Origin of the sequence: Enterobacter genomosp. O (genome assembly GCF_001022965.1) — a bacterium.
GTDB classification, from domain to species: Bacteria; Pseudomonadota; Gammaproteobacteria; order Enterobacterales; family Enterobacteriaceae; genus Enterobacter; species Enterobacter cloacae_L.
In genome coordinates this window covers 132,856-148,784 of record NZ_LECZ01000025.1, presented here as the reverse complement: position 1 = coordinate 148,784, position 15,929 = coordinate 132,856, and the positions used below count along the sequence as shown (strand labels likewise).

The 15,929-nt window shown below is 52.5% G+C and carries 12 protein-coding genes; 8 read left to right on the top strand and 4 right to left on the bottom strand.

The features are described from left to right. The first annotated feature begins 67 nt into the window (after nucleotides 1–67). On the top strand, nucleotides 68–565 hold the full coding sequence (locus ABR39_RS10675) for an anti-virulence regulator CigR family protein (RefSeq protein ID WP_047346917.1): 498 nt from the start codon (nucleotides 68–70) through the stop codon (nucleotides 563–565). A 35-nt stretch (nucleotides 566–600) separates the two neighbouring features. On the opposite strand, the gene pflA is transcribed toward ABR39_RS10675, so the two are convergent. The 4 genes from pflA to ycaO form a co-directional block, all read right to left on the bottom strand. Beyond that, on the bottom strand, nucleotides 601–1,341 hold the full coding sequence (gene pflA / locus ABR39_RS10670) for a pyruvate formate lyase 1-activating protein (protein WP_008499976.1): 741 nt from the start codon (nucleotides 1,339–1,341) through the stop codon (nucleotides 601–603). Nucleotides 1,342–1,545: 204 nt separating this feature from the next. Further along, on the bottom strand, nucleotides 1,546–3,828 hold the full coding sequence (gene pflB / locus ABR39_RS10665) for a formate C-acetyltransferase (RefSeq protein WP_023335122.1): 2,283 nt from the start codon (nucleotides 3,826–3,828) through the stop codon (nucleotides 1,546–1,548). Between the two features lie 51 nt (nucleotides 3,829–3,879). Next, on the bottom strand, nucleotides 3,880–4,737 hold the full coding sequence (gene focA, locus ABR39_RS10660) for a formate transporter FocA (protein WP_047346916.1): 858 nt from the start codon (nucleotides 4,735–4,737) through the stop codon (nucleotides 3,880–3,882). A gap of 407 nt (nucleotides 4,738–5,144) precedes the next feature. Beyond that, complete coding sequence (ycaO, locus tag ABR39_RS10655; protein ID WP_047346915.1) at nucleotides 5,145–6,905, bottom strand: 30S ribosomal protein S12 methylthiotransferase accessory factor YcaO; 1,761 nt, start codon at nucleotides 6,903–6,905, stop codon at nucleotides 5,145–5,147. A 127-nt stretch (nucleotides 6,906–7,032) separates the two neighbouring features. Between ycaO and ABR39_RS10650 the strand changes: the two genes are divergently transcribed. From ABR39_RS10650 to ABR39_RS10620, 7 genes are all read left to right on the top strand, one after another. After that, complete coding sequence (locus ABR39_RS10650; RefSeq protein WP_047346914.1) at nucleotides 7,033–7,725, top strand: DUF421 domain-containing protein; 693 nt, start codon at nucleotides 7,033–7,035, stop codon at nucleotides 7,723–7,725. A gap of 162 nt (nucleotides 7,726–7,887) precedes the next feature. Beyond that, a complete protein-coding gene (gene serC, locus ABR39_RS10645; protein ID WP_047346913.1) occupies nucleotides 7,888–8,976 on the top strand; it encodes a 3-phosphoserine/phosphohydroxythreonine transaminase in 1,089 nt (362 codons plus the stop codon). Between the two features lie 68 nt (nucleotides 8,977–9,044). Next, nucleotides 9,045–10,328 (top strand): 3-phosphoshikimate 1-carboxyvinyltransferase, encoded by a 1,284-nt coding sequence (aroA, locus tag ABR39_RS10640; RefSeq protein ID WP_047346912.1) that lies wholly within the window; start codon nucleotides 9,045–9,047, stop codon nucleotides 10,326–10,328. Between the two features lie 185 nt (nucleotides 10,329–10,513). Beyond that, on the top strand, nucleotides 10,514–11,197 hold the full coding sequence (gene cmk / locus ABR39_RS10635) for a (d)CMP kinase (protein WP_013097305.1): 684 nt from the start codon (nucleotides 10,514–10,516) through the stop codon (nucleotides 11,195–11,197). 111 nt (nucleotides 11,198–11,308) lie between these two features. Beyond that, nucleotides 11,309–12,982, top strand: coding sequence for a 30S ribosomal protein S1 (rpsA, locus tag ABR39_RS10630; RefSeq protein ID WP_014169387.1), 1,674 nt, complete (start codon nucleotides 11,309–11,311; stop codon nucleotides 12,980–12,982). Nucleotides 12,983–13,152: 170 nt separating this feature from the next. Beyond that, nucleotides 13,153–13,440, top strand: coding sequence for an integration host factor subunit beta (gene ihfB, locus ABR39_RS10625; protein ID WP_008499965.1), 288 nt, complete (start codon nucleotides 13,153–13,155; stop codon nucleotides 13,438–13,440). A gap of 216 nt (nucleotides 13,441–13,656) precedes the next feature. Continuing rightward, nucleotides 13,657–15,921 carry a ComEC family protein gene (locus ABR39_RS10620; RefSeq protein ID WP_047346911.1) on the top strand — a complete coding sequence of 755 codons (2,265 nt, stop codon included), beginning with the start codon at nucleotides 13,657–13,659 and terminating at the stop codon, nucleotides 15,919–15,921. Nucleotides 15,922–15,929: the final 8 nt, after the last annotated feature.

Sequence of the window (15,929 nt, the reverse complement as noted above, 5' to 3'; positions counted from 1 at the left end):
TACGTATTGTTAGTTTATTGCGCCAGGCGATAATTCAGGTGAGTCCTACCACTATAAGGCAGCAATCATGTCTATTCGTCGTTTTTCCACTACCGCACTTGCCGTAGTGTTGTCTTTAACGTTTGCAACGGCTCCTGTCATGGCTAATCCTGGAAACGGGAATGGCAATGGTCACGGAAACGGTGGCGGGCAAGGTAATGGCGGGAATCATGGCAATTCCGATACCCATGGCAATAAGCAAAATAATGGACAAGAAAATCCGGGTAAAGCGAATAAAAACGTCAGTGATGATGTTAACGCTCGCGTGAGCTTCGATCACGCACGCCATCTGGCCCTGAACTATGGGTTAACGGGGTATGAATCACTGCCTCCAGGCATTGCGAAAAACCTTGCACGCGGTAAACCGCTGCCTCCGGGCATTGCGAAGAAAACCGTGCCGGCTTCTATGCTGGGCCAGCTTCCTTCCTATCCTGGCTATGAATGGCGGGTCGTGGGTGACGATCTGGTCTTAATTGCGCTCAGCACTGCCGTTGTGACGACTATTATCAACGGTGTGTTCAAATAGAATAAAAAAGGCCCGGTTCAAACCGGGCCTTTTCTTTAATACATAACCTTATGGCCGTACTGTTCAAGAATACCTTTGACGCGTTCCATCGTCTCTTTCTTCGGCGGCTTCACGCCATCGAGTTTGTACTCTTCGCCCATAGCCACCCATTTGTGTTTACCCAGCTCGTGATAGGGCAGAAGTTCGATTTTCTCGACGTTGCCCATGTCCCGGGTAAATTCACCCAGGCGGTGCGCGGAGTCGTCATCATCTGACCAGCCAGGAACCACCACGTAGCGGATCCAGGTTTTAATGCCTTTATCGGCAATGTATTTGGCGAACTCCAGCGTACGGTGATTAGAGACGCCAACCAGGTTCTGATGGATCTCATCGTTCATCTGTTTGAGATCGAGCATGACCAGATCGGTCACTTCGAGCAATTCATCGATAACGGGATCGTAGCGGCGCACAAAACCGTTGGTGTCGAGGCAGGTGTGAATGCCTTCTTTGTGGCAGGCGCGGAACCAGTCACGCACAAACTCAGCCTGAAGAATGGCCTCGCCGCCAGAAGCGGTAACGCCGCCGCCGGACGCGTTCATAAAGTGGCGGTAGGTCACCACCTCTTTCATCAGATCGTCGACGGTCACTTCTTTCCCGCCGTGGGTGTCCCATGTGTCACGGTTGTGGCAGTACAGGCAGCGCATCAGGCAGCCCTGGAAAAAGGTAATAAAGCGGATACCCGGGCCATCGACGGTGCCACAGGATTCAAAGGAGTGAATGCGACCAATAGTTGACATTGCGGTGATATCTCCAGCATCGGCCCGTCCGGGGCCTGTGTATGCACAGCTCAAAGCCGGCTGTGTTTAAGTCTGTTTTGGCTGTTATCCATAGAGTATAGATAGCGGACAAAAGAGACTGAGGTGGAGAGGGTGCTAAAAAGGCCCCACTGACGTGGAGCCTTTATTGTACGCTTTTTAACGCGTGATTTCAGTCAATTCCAGTTACATGGACTGAGTGAAAGTACGGGTGATAACGTCCTGCTGCTGTTCTTTAGTCAGGGAGTTAAAACGTACTGCGTAGCCAGATACACGGATGGTCAGCTGAGGATATTTCTCAGGATGTTCCATCGCGTCGAGCAGCATTTCACGGTTCATTACGTTCACGTTCAGGTGCTGACCACCTTCGATGGACGCTTCGTGGTGGAAGTAACCATCCATCAGACCCGCGAGGTTAGTTTTACGCACTTCGTCGTCTTTACCCAGCGCGTTTGGCACGATAGAGAAGGTGTAAGAGATACCATCTTTCGCGTAAGCAAACGGCAGTTTAGCAACGGAGGTCAGAGAGGCAACCGCACCTTTCTGGTCACGACCGTGCATTGGGTTAGCACCTGGGCCGAATGGCGCGCCAGCACGACGACCGTCTGGGGTGTTACCGGTTTTCTTACCATACACAACGTTAGAGGTGATGGTCAGAACAGACTGAGTCGGGATAGCGTTACGGTAAGTAGTCAGTTTCTGAATTTTCTTCATGAAACGTTCTACCAGGTCAACCGCCATGTCATCAACGCGAGAGTCGTTGTTACCAAACTGCGGGTATTCACCTTCGATTTCGAAGTCTACAGCCAGACCGTCTTCGTCACGAATTGGTTTAACTTTCGCATATTTGATTGCAGACAGGGAGTCAGCAGCAACGGACAGACCAGCGATACCACACGCCATGGTGCGGATAACGTCACGGTCGTGCAGCGCCATCAGAGAGGCTTCGTAGCTGTACTTGTCGTGCATGTAGTGGATAACGTTCAGTGCAGTGACGTACTGTTTAGCCAGCCAGTCCATGAAGTGATCCATACGCTCCATCACTTCGTCGAAGTTCAGAACGTCGCCTTTGATTGGCTCAGACTTAGGACCAACCTGCATTTTCAGTTTTTCATCAACGCCGCCGTTGATTGCGTACAGCATGGTTTTCGCCAGGTTTGCACGCGCACCGAAGAACTGCATTTGTTTACCAACGACCATTGGGCTTACGCAGCAAGCGATAGCGTAGTCATCGTTGTTGAAGTCCGGACGCATCAGGTCATCGTTCTCGTACTGCAGAGAAGAGGTATCGATAGACACTTTAGCGGCGAATTTCTTGAAGTTCAGAGGCAGTTTTTCAGACCACAGAACGGTGATGTTCGGCTCCGGAGAAGGACCCATGGTGTACAGGGTGTTCAGGAAGCGGAAGCTGTTTTTGGTCACCAGCGTACGGCCGTCAACGCCCATACCACCGATGGATTCAGTTGCCCAGATTGGGTCACCGGAGAACAGCTCATCGTATTCAGGGGTACGCAGGAAGCGAACCATACGCAGTTTCATGACCAGGTGGTCAATCATTTCCTGAGCGTCTTGCTCGGTGATTTTGCCTGCTTTGATGTCACGTTCGATGTAGGCATCCAGGAAGGTGGATACACGACCGAAGGACATTGCTGCACCATTCTGAGACTTAACAGCGGCCAGGTAGCCGAAGTAGGTCCACTGGATAGCTTCCTGAGCGTTGGTTGCAGGACCAGAGATATCGCAGCCATATTTAGCCGCCATTTCTTTGATCTGACCCAGCGCGCGGTGCTGTTCAGCGATTTCTTCACGCAGACGGATAGTCGCTTCCAGGTTTACGCCGTTTTCCAGGTCAGACTGCAGGGAAACGAACTGCGCGTATTTGTCTTTCATCAGGAAGTCGATACCGTACAGCGCAACGCGACGGTAGTCACCGATGATACGGCCACGGCCATACGCATCTGGCAGACCAGTCAGAACGCCAGATTTACGGCAGTTCAGAATGTCTTTGGTGTAAACATCGAATACGCCCTGGTTGTGCGTTTTGCGGTATTCGGTGAAGATTTTTTTCAGCATTGGGTCCAGCTCGCGGTTATACGCTTTGCAGGAACCTTCAACCATTTTGATACCACCGAACGGGATGATTGCGCGTTTCAGTGGTGCTTCAGTTTGCAGACCAACGATTTTCTCAAGGGCTTTGTTGATGTAGCCAGCATCGTGAGAAGTGATGGTGGAAGCAACGGAGGTGTCAAAATCAACTGGCGCGTGAGTGCGGTTTTCCAGTTTAACGCCTTCCATTACGCTGTCCCACAGCTTGGTGGTCGCTTCAGTGGCGCCAGCCAGGAAGGATTCGTCACCTTCATACGGGGTATAGTTTTTCTGAATGAAGTCACGTACGTTTACTTCATTCTGCCAGTCACCTTTCGCAAAACCTTCCCAGGCTGTGGCTAACTTTTCATTAAGCTCGGACATGTAACACCTACCTTCTTAAGTGGATTTTTTATTTACTGCCTGAGAAAACCATCAATGATGATCGTCGCCACGCAGGTAAATGACCCAGTATGTCAACCCAACTAACAGACCCCCACCGATAATGTTCCCGATAGTGACAGGGATCAGGTTATCAGTAATGAAATTCATAATAGTCAGGTGAGAGAAACTTTCCGGGGATGAACCAACTGCGGTCCAGAACTCCGGGCTCGCAAAGTCGCGGATGACAATGCCCATTGGGATCATGAACATATTCGCGATACTGTGCTCAAAGCCGCTGGCAACAAACATCGCAACCGGCAGAACCATAATTAAGGCTTTGTCCATCAGGCTACGACCAGAGTAGCTCATCCATACAGCCAGGCAGACCATGAGGTTAGCGAGGATGCCGAGAGCAACGGCTTCGATAAATGTGTGGTGCATTTTGTGGTCGGCGGTTTGCAGGACGTTGAGGCCCCAGCCACCGTTGGCGGTCATGTACTCGCCAGAAAGCCACATCAACAAAACAAAGAGCAGACAGCCAACCAGGTTACCCACGTAGACGTTAAGCCAGTTTCGTGCCAGCTGACCCCAGGTAATTCTTCCGCTGGCCTTAGCCACGACAATCAGCACCGTTGAGGTGAAGAGATCGGCGCCGCAGATGACGCAAAGAATCAGACCCAGTGAGAAGCAAATGCCGCCAATCAGTTTGGCCATGCCGAAAGGCATTGCGGCAGTACCGGTGGTGGCGGTGATGTAGAAGACGAAAGCGATAGAGATGAACACACCAGCCGTAATCGCCAGATAGAACGTCTTCATCGGGTGTTTCGTTGCTTTATAGACACCCGCTTCTTCGGCAACTTTCGCCATCGCAGCAGGGAGTAAAAGATCAAAAGGGTTGTCAGCTTTCACACTAACTCTCTCTTTATTAAGTCGGCGACGAGATACTAACAAAGCATTATAGAAGAGAAATTGATATAGATCATATCTCGCCTGGCTTATAGGCCCGCACTGTGTATGGTTTTACAGCAAATGCGGAGTAAGTATTTGATTATCCGTATAAAAATAAATTTTAAAAGTTATGAAAAGAGTTGAATTTTTTTCGTCCAGCCACCTCTGAAACAGTTAATTAATATGGAGTATTTACCATAAAAAGTAACAGTAAAGCCCAGGTAAATATTATTATATTTACCCACGTTTAACTTTATTATTACATTCAACGATCATTGCCGAAGAAAATAAAAAACGGGGCAATGAAATTGCCCCGTAATATAGCCCAGACGATTGAATACGCCTACTGCTGGTAATGTTATGTGCGCTTATTTTGACCAGTAAGCGGCTTTTGCTTTCTGCAGCTTTTCGTAGGCCTTCAGCAGCGACTGATGCGCAGGGAAGGCTTTCAGATCGCTATCAACAGCCTGCAGACCATAGAATGGATCTTCGCCACTCAGGGCCGCGCTGGCTGCTTCTACGGCCTCAGCGCCGTACATACGCACGAAAGCATTCAGATATTGCAGCGGCTCGCGATCCTCTTCCTGTGCGAGCAGCAACAGCGTTTGCAGACAGCGATAATAATTGGTGCGCTCGGCAGAGAAGACCGACTGGTTGAACTCCATGGTCCACTCGGTCCAGGCCAGAGCCTGATCCAGATCGCCGCCCGCCAGGGCCAGCATCGCTTTCAGCTCACCGATACGCAGGGTGTACCAGCCGTTATCTTTACCGGTCGCCAGGCCCAGCAGTTCACGTACGCGCGTGAAGTCATCGTGGCCTTCCTCGTCCAGCTGGGCGATCAGGTTCAGATAATCTTCTTTCTCCCATTCGCTGCCCGGCAGAGCCAGCAGCGTTTCGCGCAGATGCGCGCCCATGCTGTTATTCGCCAGCCACAGATCTTCGGCAGGGTAGATGTCGGACATGCCGGGAACAATAATGCGGCACGCGTAGACGCCGAGGTGCTCGTAGTCGGCGATATAGACGTCCTGATCTTCGGCTTTGAAGATAGCCATCAGCGTGGCGAACTCTTCTTCGGTTGTACCGGCAAAGCTCCAGTCCACGAACGGATAGTCTGCGTCCTGCTTGAACATATCCCAGGAGATCAAGCCGCTGGAGTCGATGAAGTGGGTTTCGAGGTTGGTATGCTCGGCCACTTCTTCGTCGTCAAACGTTGGCGGGGTGAACACGTCGAGATCTTTCAGGCTACGGCCCTGCAGCAGCTCGGTAACGGTACGCTCCAGCGCCACGCCAAAGTCAGGATGCGCGCCGAAGGAGGCGAAACAGGTACCGTTCGTTGGGTTAAACAGCACAACGCAGATAACCGGGTATTTACCGCCCAGCGAGCCGTCATACGCAAAGATAGGGAAACCTTCTGCTTCCAGTTTGGCGATGGATTCCACCACGCCAGGATAGCGGGCCAGCACGTCGGCCGGAATTTCAGGCAGGCTGATGGATTCGGCAATGATGCGGTTTTTAATATGGCGTTCGAAGACTTCAGACAGACCCTGTACGCGTGCTTCATTACGGGTGTTACCGGCGGACATGCCGTTGGACACATACAGGTTGCCGACGATGTTCATCGGGATATAGACGGTCTGCTCATCAGACTGACGGGTAAACGGCAGGGCGCAAATACCGCGATCTTCGTTACCGGATTGCAGATCGATCAGCATGCTGGCCGTCAGTTCGCTGTCTGGATCGTAGAAGGCACGCAGGCGAGCGTCGAGAATACCTTCCGGCAGTTCGTCATCTTCGGTCAGGGGGAACCATTTTTCATTTGGATAGTGAACGAACGGGCCGTTAGCGATGGTTTCGCCCAGCCAGAAGTCAGCGAAGAAATAGTTGGTGGACAGACGCTCAAAATACTCACCCAGCGCAGAGGCCAGTGCCGCTTTTTTTGTCGCGCCTTTACCGTTGGTAAAGCACAGGGCACACTCTTTATCGCGAATATGCACGGACCAGACATGAGGCACCGGATTGAGCCAGGAGGCTTCTTCGATGTTAAAACCCAGGTCGGTCAGTTTTTGCTGGAAGCGAGCGATGGAATCTTCCAGAGCGGCGTCTTTGCCGGGGATAAACGTTTGAGTCATGGCGTTCACTTTTATCGTACGTAAAGCGCGCAATGATACGGGTTTTGCGTGACGGGTGCTATCTTCGGCGAAAATAAAAGCCTGAGCTATGCTTACATTCAGTAACCTACTGTTAAGGCATAGAAAAATGAAAGCGTTTGATCTCCAGCGGATGGCGTTTGATAAAGTCCCTCCTGAGTTTTTAGGCGAAGTCGCTCTGCGCAGTCTGTATACCTTCGTTCTGGTCTTTCTGTTTCTTAAGATTACGGGCCGTCGCGGCGTAAGGCAGATGTCGCTCTTTGAGGTGTTGATCATCCTGACGCTGGGTTCAGCGGCGGGGGACGTCGCCTTTTATGATGATGTACCGATGGTGCCGGTGTTTATCGTCTTTGTCTCACTGGCGCTGCTTTACCGCCTTGTGATGTGGCTGATGTCGAAAAGCGAAAAGCTGGAAGATCTGCTTGAAGGGAAGCCGGTCGTTATCGTCGAGAACGGACAGCTAGCCTGGGAAAATGTACAGAGCGCCAATATGACCGAGTTTGAGTTCTTTATGGAGCTTCGTCTGAATAGCGTTGAACAGCTCGGGCAGGTGCGTCTGGCAATTATGGAAACTAACGGTCAAATCAGCGTCTATTACTATTCTGACGACGAGGTGAAGCCGGGACTGTGTATCCTGCCGGATATGCTTATTGAGCGTTTCAGAACCGTACCCGAATCGGGCGAGTATGCCTGCGTGAGATGTAGCCACGTGATTGCAATGCAGCCGGGGGATCGTCAATTATGCCCTCGCTGTGCAAATCCGGAATGGACGAAGGTTAGCCATGCTAAACGCATTACCTGACAGCCATTTTGTCGGTTTTGTCTTAGCGAGGCGGCAGATTGTTTTGTGTGACGCAGGACACATTTCACGGGTCATAAGTTTTAGACATTGCGGCGCGTGTCACTGAATGATAAAACCGATATCCACAGTTATAACTTATGGCTTTTAGCGTGGTGAGGGGAAATGGCTCAAGTCTTTAATTTCAGTTCAGGTCCGGCGATGTTACCGGCAGACGTACTTAAACAGGCTCAACAGGAACTTTGTGACTGGAATGGTCTGGGGACGTCGGTGATGGAGATCAGCCACCGGGGTAAAGAGTTTATTCAGGTGGCGGAAGAAGCAGAAAAGGATTTTCGCGATCTGCTGAATATCCCTTCGAACTACAAAGTATTGTTCTGTCACGGCGGTGGGCGCGGTCAGTTTGCTGGCGTACCGCTGAATATCCTTGGTGACAAAACGACGGCCGACTACGTTGATGCGGGGTACTGGGCGGCAAGCGCCGTTAAAGAAGCGCATAAATACTGCACGCCGAATGTTATTGACGCCAAAGTAACCGTTGACGGTCTGCGCGCCGTGAAGCCAATGAGCGAGTGGCAGCTTTCAGATAACGCAGCGTATCTGCACTACTGCCCGAACGAAACCATTGACGGGATTGCCATCGACGAGACGCCAAACTTCGGCAGCGATGTCGTGGTTGCCGCCGACTTTTCCTCCACCATTCTGTCTGCGCCAATTGATGTCAGCCGCTACGGTGTTATCTACGCGGGCGCACAGAAAAATATCGGCCCGGCCGGTTTGACTATCGTCGTCGTGCGTGAAGACCTGCTGGGTAAAGCGCATAAATCCTGCCCGTCGATTCTCGATTACACCGTGCTGAACGATAACGACTCTATGTTCAACACCCCACCAACGTTCGCCTGGTACCTTTCTGGCCTGGTCTTTAAATGGCTGAAGCAAAACGGCGGCGTGGCGCAGATGGACAAAGTGAATCAGCAGAAAGCCGAACTGCTGTACGGCGTGATCGACAAGAGCGGCTTCTACCGCAACGATGTGGCGAAGGCTAACCGTTCCCGCATGAACGTGCCGTTCCAGCTGGCGGACAGCAACCTGGACAAAGTGTTCCTGGAAGAGTCCTTCGCGGCAGGCCTGCATGCGCTGAAAGGCCACCGCGTTGTCGGCGGCATGCGTGCCTCCATCTATAACGCGATGCCGCTGGAAGGCGTTAAAGCCCTGACTGATTTCATGATCGATTTCGAACGTCGCCACGGTTAATTGCGCTGTTTTCACCCCCGCAGCGCTGCTGCGGGGTTTTTATTATGTTGAGTTGAGAGTTAAGTTTCATGGAATCCCTGACGTTACAACCTATCGCGCGGGTAGATGGCACCATCAATCTGCCTGGTTCAAAAAGTGTCTCGAACCGCGCTCTGCTGCTGGCAGCTCTGGCAAACGGCACCACCGTCCTTACAAACCTGCTGGACAGCGATGACGTGCGCCATATGCTCAATGCGCTGAAAGCGTTGGGAGTTCATTATACGTTGTCTGAGGATCGTACTCGCTGCGAAGTGACCGGCAATGGCGGCGCGCTGCACGCGGGTGAAGAGCTTGAGCTGTTTCTGGGCAACGCCGGTACGGCGATGCGTCCGCTGGCGGCAGCCCTGTGTCTGGGGAGCAACAACATTGTGCTGACCGGCGAACCTCGCATGAAAGAGCGTCCGATTGGCCATCTGGTGGATGCCCTTCGCCAGGGTGGCGCACAGATTGAGTATCTGGAGCAGGAAAATTATCCGCCACTGCGTCTGCGCGGGGGCTTTACTGGCGGAAACGTTGAGGTGGATGGCAGTGTGTCCAGCCAGTTCCTGACGGCGCTGCTGATGACCGCACCGCTGGCACCGCAGGATACCCTGATCACCATTAAGGGCGATCTGGTTTCCAAACCGTACATTGATATCACATTGCACCTGATGAAGACCTTTGGTGTCGAGGTTGAAAACCAGGCTTATCAGCGCTTTGTGATGCGCGGTGCCCAGCAGTACCAGTCTCCGGGCAACTATCTCGTTGAAGGGGATGCCTCATCCGCCTCCTATTTCCTGGCCGCAGGGGCGATTAAAGGCGGCACGGTAAAAGTGACCGGTATTGGCCGTAACAGCGTGCAGGGTGATATCCGCTTTGCCGATGTGCTCGAGAAAATGGGGGCCGTTGTGACCTGGGGTGATGACTTCATCTCCTGTACTCACGGCGAGCTGAACGCCATCGATATGGACATGAACCATATCCCGGATGCGGCGATGACCATTGCTACAGCGGCACTGTTCGCCAAAGGCACCACCACGCTGCGTAATATCTATAACTGGCGCGTAAAAGAGACGGACCGCCTGTTCGCGATGGCGACAGAGCTGCGAAAAGTGGGGGCAGAGGTGGAAGAGGGCGAAGACTATATTCGCGTGACCCCACCAGCAAAACTCCAGTTTGCGGAAATCGGAACCTATAACGATCACCGTATGGCGATGTGCTTCTCGCTGGTGGCGCTGTCCGATACGCCTGTCACGATCCTCGATCCGAAATGTACGGGGAAAACCTTCCCGGACTACTTCGAACAGCTGGCACGCATTAGCACGCTGGCCTGATAACATGTTGCCGCATCACCCGATGCGGCATTTGCTTACGCTTCATTACGAACACCTCCGCTCATTTCTTCTACACTCTGCTTCAATCATTCTGTAATTTGCACGCAAAGGTAACAGTTGCGCACGTTGGCGCGTATAATGCGCGGCGTTCATGTAAACGGTATGCCTTATTTAAGGAGAAAAAGATGACGGCAGTTGCCCCGGTAATCACCATTGATGGGCCAAGTGGCGCAGGGAAAGGTACTCTGTGCAAAGCGATGGCGGAAGCATTGCAATGGCATCTTTTAGATTCGGGAGCAATCTATCGCGTGCTGGCTCTGGCTGCGCTGCATCATCACGTGGATGTGGCGTCTGAAGAGGCGCTGGTTCCGCTTGCGGCGCATCTGGATGTGCGTTTCGTGTCGACCGATGGCAACCTGGAAGTCATCCTTGAAGGGGAAGACGTGAGCGGCGAAATCCGTACGCAGGAAGTGGCTAATGCCGCCTCCCAGGTGGCGGCCTTCCCGCGCGTTCGCGAGGCGCTGTTACGTCGCCAGCGCGCTTTCCGTGAAGCCCCGGGTCTGATTGCTGACGGACGTGATATGGGAACCGTGGTATTCCCTGATGCGCCTGTGAAAATTTTCCTTGACGCCTCTTCGGAAGAACGTGCGCAACGCCGCATGCTTCAGTTGCAGGAAAAGGGGTTTAGTGTTAACTTTGATCGCCTTTTATCCGAGATAAAAGAGCGCGATGACCGCGATCGCAACCGCGCCGTCGCCCCACTTGTTCCTGCAGAAGATGCATTAGTTCTGGATTCAACCAGTTTAACTATTGAGCAAGTGATTGAAAAAGCGCTACAATATGCGCGCCAAAAACTGGCACTCGCGTAATCGCGACCGATTTAGTAGTACCCCCGCTGCAATGGATTGACGGCGGGTATGTGAAACAACCCCATCCGGCACGGAGCCAGGTGGACGTTAATATTAACCTGAAGATTAAACATGACTGAATCTTTTGCTCAACTGTTTGAAGAATCCTTAAAAACAATCGAAACCCGCCCGGGTTCCATCGTTCGCGGTGTTGTTGTTGCTATCGACAAAGACGTAGTACTGGTTGACGCCGGTCTGAAATCTGAGTCCGCCATTCCGGCAGAGCAGTTCAAAAACGCCCAGGGCGAGCTGGAAATCCAGGTAGGTGACGAAGTTGACGTTGCTCTGGACGCAGTAGAAGACGGCTTCGGTGAAACCCTGCTTTCTCGTGAGAAAGCTAAACGTCACGAAGCATGGATCACGCTGGAAAAAGCTTACGAAGAAGCTGAAACTGTGGTCGGTGTTATCAACGGCAAAGTTAAAGGTGGCTTCACTGTTGAGCTGAATGGTATTCGTGCGTTCCTGCCAGGTTCTCTGGTAGACGTTCGTCCAGTTCGTGACACCCTGCACCTGGAAGGCAAAGAGCTTGAGTTCAAAGTAATCAAGCTGGACCAGAAGCGTAACAACGTTGTTGTTTCCCGTCGTGCCGTTATCGAATCCGAAAACAGCGCAGAACGCGATCAGCTGCTGGAAAACCTGCAGGAAGGCATGGAAGTCAAAGGTATCGTTAAGAACCTCACTGACTACGGCGCATTCGTTGACCTGGGCGGCGTTGATGGCCTGCTGCACATCACCGACATGGCGTGGAAACGCGTTAAGCACCCAAGCGAAATCGTGAACGTGGGCGACGAAATCACTGTTAAAGTGCTGAAGTTCGACCGCGAGCGTACTCGTGTATCCCTCGGCCTGAAACAGCTGGGCGAAGATCCATGGGTAGCTATCGCTAAGCGTTACCCAGAAGGTACTAAACTGACTGGTCGCGTAACCAACCTGACTGACTACGGCTGCTTCGTTGAAATCGAAGAAGGCGTTGAAGGTCTGGTGCACGTTTCCGAAATGGACTGGACCAACAAAAACATCCACCCATCCAAAGTTGTTAACGTTGGTGATGTAGTGGAAGTGATGGTTCTGGATATCGACGAAGAACGTCGTCGTATCTCCCTGGGCCTGAAACAGTGCAAAAACAACCCATGGCAGCAGTTCGCGGAAACCCACAACAAGGGCGACCGTGTTGAAGGTAAAATCAAGTCTATCACTGACTTCGGTATCTTCATCGGCCTGGACGGCGGCATCGATGGCCTGGTTCACCTGTCTGACATCTCCTGGAACGTTGCAGGCGAAGAAGCGGTTCGTGAATACAAAAAAGGCGACGAAATCGCTGCAGTTGTTCTGCAGGTTGACGCAGAGCGTGAGCGTATCTCCCTGGGCGTTAAACAGCTCGCAGAAGATCCGTTCAACAACTGGGTTGCACTGAACAAGAAAGGCGCAATCGTAAACGGTAAAGTGACTGCAGTTGACGCTAAAGGCGCAACCGTAGAACTGGCTGACGGCGTTGAAGGTTACCTGCGCGCTTCTGAAGCTTCCCGTGACCGCGTTGAAGATGCCACTCTGGTTCTGAACGTAGGCGACGACGTTGAAGCTAAGTTCACCGGTGTTGACCGTAAGAACCGTGCAATCAGCCTGTCTGTTCGTGCTAAAGACGAAGCTGATGAGAAAGATGCAATCGCAACTGTTAACAAACAGGAAGATGCAAACTTCTCTAACAACGCAATGGCTGAAGCTTTCAAAGCAGCTAAAGGCGAGTAATATCAGGTTCTCAGCATCATTTGACCTGTAACATATTTACAGTGCGAAGGATGAGGAGCAAACTTGACAGATTGCAGGATTCGTCCTGTAATCAATAACAAAGGGCGGCTACGGCCGCCCTTGTTTAATGAGCTGTTCAGCTAATTGGTTTGAAAGGAACCGGAGGAATCATGACCAAGTCAGAATTGATTGAAAGACTTGCCAGTCAGCAACCGCATATCCCTGCCAAGGCAGTGGAAGATGCCGTAAAAGAGATGCTGGAGCATATGGCTTCCACTCTTGCCCAGGGCGAGCGCATTGAAATCCGCGGTTTCGGTAGTTTTTCTCTGCACTATCGTGCTCCACGCACCGGGCGTAACCCGAAAACTGGCGATAAAGTCGAACTGGAAGGTAAGTACGTTCCACACTTTAAGCCGGGTAAAGAACTGCGCGATCGCGCCAATATTTACGGCAACTGAGTTTAACCATCGGGTTAAACTGGGTTTGAAAGAAAGCACCTGCGGGTGCTTTTTTTATACTTAACGTTATCGCATCTGAAGATGCCCCGCATTTTTCGTTTCAGCTTCTGCAAACCGTTAAAAACAGTACAGCGCTTGCTGTAAAACGCATTCTTCTCACCTGACAACGCCATCCGCCGGCTTACATACTGCCCCCTCTGAAACAGGGAGGTAGTAATGGGCATACCCGCGCTGAGTATCTGCGCCATTCTGGCGATAACCCCTTTACTCTGGTTACCTGAACTGCCATCGCGTCGTGTCGTGTGGATAATGATTGTGGCTGGGATAGGACTGGCTGCACTGCGAAACGCACGACTGAAGTACGTGGGGATCGGGGTGCTATTTTGTGTATGGGGTATTCTTGCCGCGCAAGAGAGCGTCTGGCCGATGGCGCATTTAACCTCCGGTGCGGTGCGGGCTGAGGTCGAAATCACCGCGACCGATGGCGCAACCCTGCATCAGGGAAAAATTCTCAGCGTTGATGGTCAACGCTGGTGGGCATCCGCTGGCGTAACGTTGTATGGCAATTATCTGCCACAGAAAGCGTGTGCCGGTCAGCGCTGGGCCATGACCCTCAGGCTTAGGCCTGCTCATGGCGAACTGAACGACGGTGGTTATGATGCCCAGCGAAGCGCTTTTGCTCAACATCAAACGCTGAGTGGGCGATTCACCCATGCGGAACTCGTCGAGGGACGCTGCAGTCTGCGGGCCCAGTACCTGTCGTCACTGCAAAATCGGCTCTCGGTTTATCAATGGGGGGCGGTTATTCTGGGGTTGGGAATGGGAGAGCGACTGGATGTCCCCCGGGAAATAAAAGATCTGATGCGTGAAACCGGCACACTGCATCTCATGGCGATTTCGGGTCTACATATCGCGCTGGCTGCATCCCTCGTCTGGTTACTGGCGCGTGGATTCCAGTTTCTATTACCTGGCCACCGGGTTCACTGGCAAATGCCTCTCCTGGCCGGGCTGTGCTTTGCCGCTTTTTACGCCTGGCTTACCGGTTTGCAACCTCCTGCTTTGCGAACGGTCATCGCTCTCGCCGTGCTTGCGATGTTACGGATCGCTGCCCGTCAATGGTCTTCCTGGCAGGTATGGCTTTGCTGTATCGCGGCAATCCTGATAAGCGATCCATTAGCCATTCTTTCGCAGAGCCTGGCCCTGTCAGCATTTGCCGTCGCCGCGCTGATTTTCTGGTTTCAGTGGCTGCCTCTTCCTCACTGGCATCGGGCACGCTGGATAAGGCCGCTACTGAACCTGATTTATCTACAGGTTGGCATGTTGCTGCTGCTCATGCCATTACAGGTTCTGATTTTCCATGGCGTCAGCATCTCCTCTCTGGTCGCTAATCTCTTTGCCGTTCCCCTGGTGACATTTGTTTCCGTGCCGCTGATCCTGCTCGGCATGCTGCTCCATCTGCTGCCGCTTGCCGCAGTAGAAAGTGCCATCTGGTATGCAGCCGATAAATCGCTTGCGGGGCTGTTCTGGCTGCTGATGCGCCTGCCTGATGGCTGGCAAAACGTGGATCAACGCTGGCAGTACACGACATTGCTGCCCTGGCTTAGCATCATTGGCTGGCGTTTCCGCGCCTGGAAAACCGTTCCTGCCGTTTGTCTGGCAGGAAGTGTCTTACTGACATTTCCCTTCTGGCAACCGACAAAAAGCGATAGCTGGACGCTGCATATGTTGGACGTGGGGCAGGGTCTGGCCATGGTCATTGAACGGCAGGGAAAAGCCATTCTCTATGACACCGGGCTCGCCTGGCCGGGCGGAGATAGCGCGCAGCGGTTAATTATTCCGTGGCTTCGCTGGCATCACCTGCGGCCAGAAGGCGTTATTCTCAGCCATGACCACCTCGACCACGCGGGAGGCCTGGCATCGCTCAAAAAAGCATGGCCAGACGCGTGGATAAGAAGCGGGTTACGTCAGGCAGGACACCGTCCGTGTTTTAGAGGACAGCGCTGGGAATGGCAGGGGCTCACCTTTACCGTCCACTGGCCGCCTGAAAACTCCCACGCCCAGGGGAATAACGCTTCCTGCGTGGTAAAAGTCGACGACGGTGAGCAGAGTGTGCTGCTCACAGGCGACATTGAAGCGCAGGCGGAACAGGCTATGCTTAGCCATTACTGGCGTCATCTGACCTCCACGCTCATACAGGTACCTCATCATGGCAGCAATACCTCTTCGTCATTGCCGCTGGTACAACGGGTGGCTGGACAGATCGCCCTGGATTCAGCGGCACGCTATAATGCATGGCGATTCCCGTCGGCAAAAGTTGTCCGACGTTATCGAAAAGAGGGGTATATCTGGCTCGATACCCCTCATTCTGGACAAATATCGGTGACATTCTCGCAACATCACTGGCAAATCCGGCGTTTGCGAGAGCAATATTTACCCTTTTGGTATCATCAGTGGTTTGGCGCGCCCGTAGATAACGGGTAGAATATGCG

Excerpts from the sequence above, each read along its gene's own strand:
- ABR39_RS10675 (WP_047346917.1), top strand. The coding sequence starts at position 68 with ATGTCTATTCGTCGTTTTTCCACTACCGCACTTGCCGTAGTGTTGTCT.
- pflA (WP_008499976.1), bottom strand. The coding sequence starts at position 1,341 with ATGTCAACTATTGGTCGCATTCACTCCTTTGAATCCTGTGGCACCGTC.
- pflB (WP_023335122.1), bottom strand. The coding sequence starts at position 3,828 with ATGTCCGAGCTTAATGAAAAGTTAGCCACAGCCTGGGAAGGTTTTGCG.
- ycaO (WP_047346915.1), bottom strand. The coding sequence starts at position 6,905 with ATGACTCAAACGTTTATCCCCGGCAAAGACGCCGCTCTGGAAGATTCC.
- ABR39_RS10650 (WP_047346914.1), top strand. The coding sequence starts at position 7,033 with ATGAAAGCGTTTGATCTCCAGCGGATGGCGTTTGATAAAGTCCCTCCT.
- serC (WP_047346913.1), top strand. The coding sequence starts at position 7,888 with ATGGCTCAAGTCTTTAATTTCAGTTCAGGTCCGGCGATGTTACCGGCA.
- aroA (WP_047346912.1), top strand. The coding sequence starts at position 9,045 with ATGGAATCCCTGACGTTACAACCTATCGCGCGGGTAGATGGCACCATC.
- cmk (WP_013097305.1), top strand. The coding sequence starts at position 10,514 with ATGACGGCAGTTGCCCCGGTAATCACCATTGATGGGCCAAGTGGCGCA.
- rpsA (WP_014169387.1), top strand. The coding sequence starts at position 11,309 with ATGACTGAATCTTTTGCTCAACTGTTTGAAGAATCCTTAAAAACAATC.
- ihfB (WP_008499965.1), top strand. The coding sequence starts at position 13,153 with ATGACCAAGTCAGAATTGATTGAAAGACTTGCCAGTCAGCAACCGCAT.
- ABR39_RS10620 (WP_047346911.1), top strand. The coding sequence starts at position 13,657 with ATGGGCATACCCGCGCTGAGTATCTGCGCCATTCTGGCGATAACCCCT.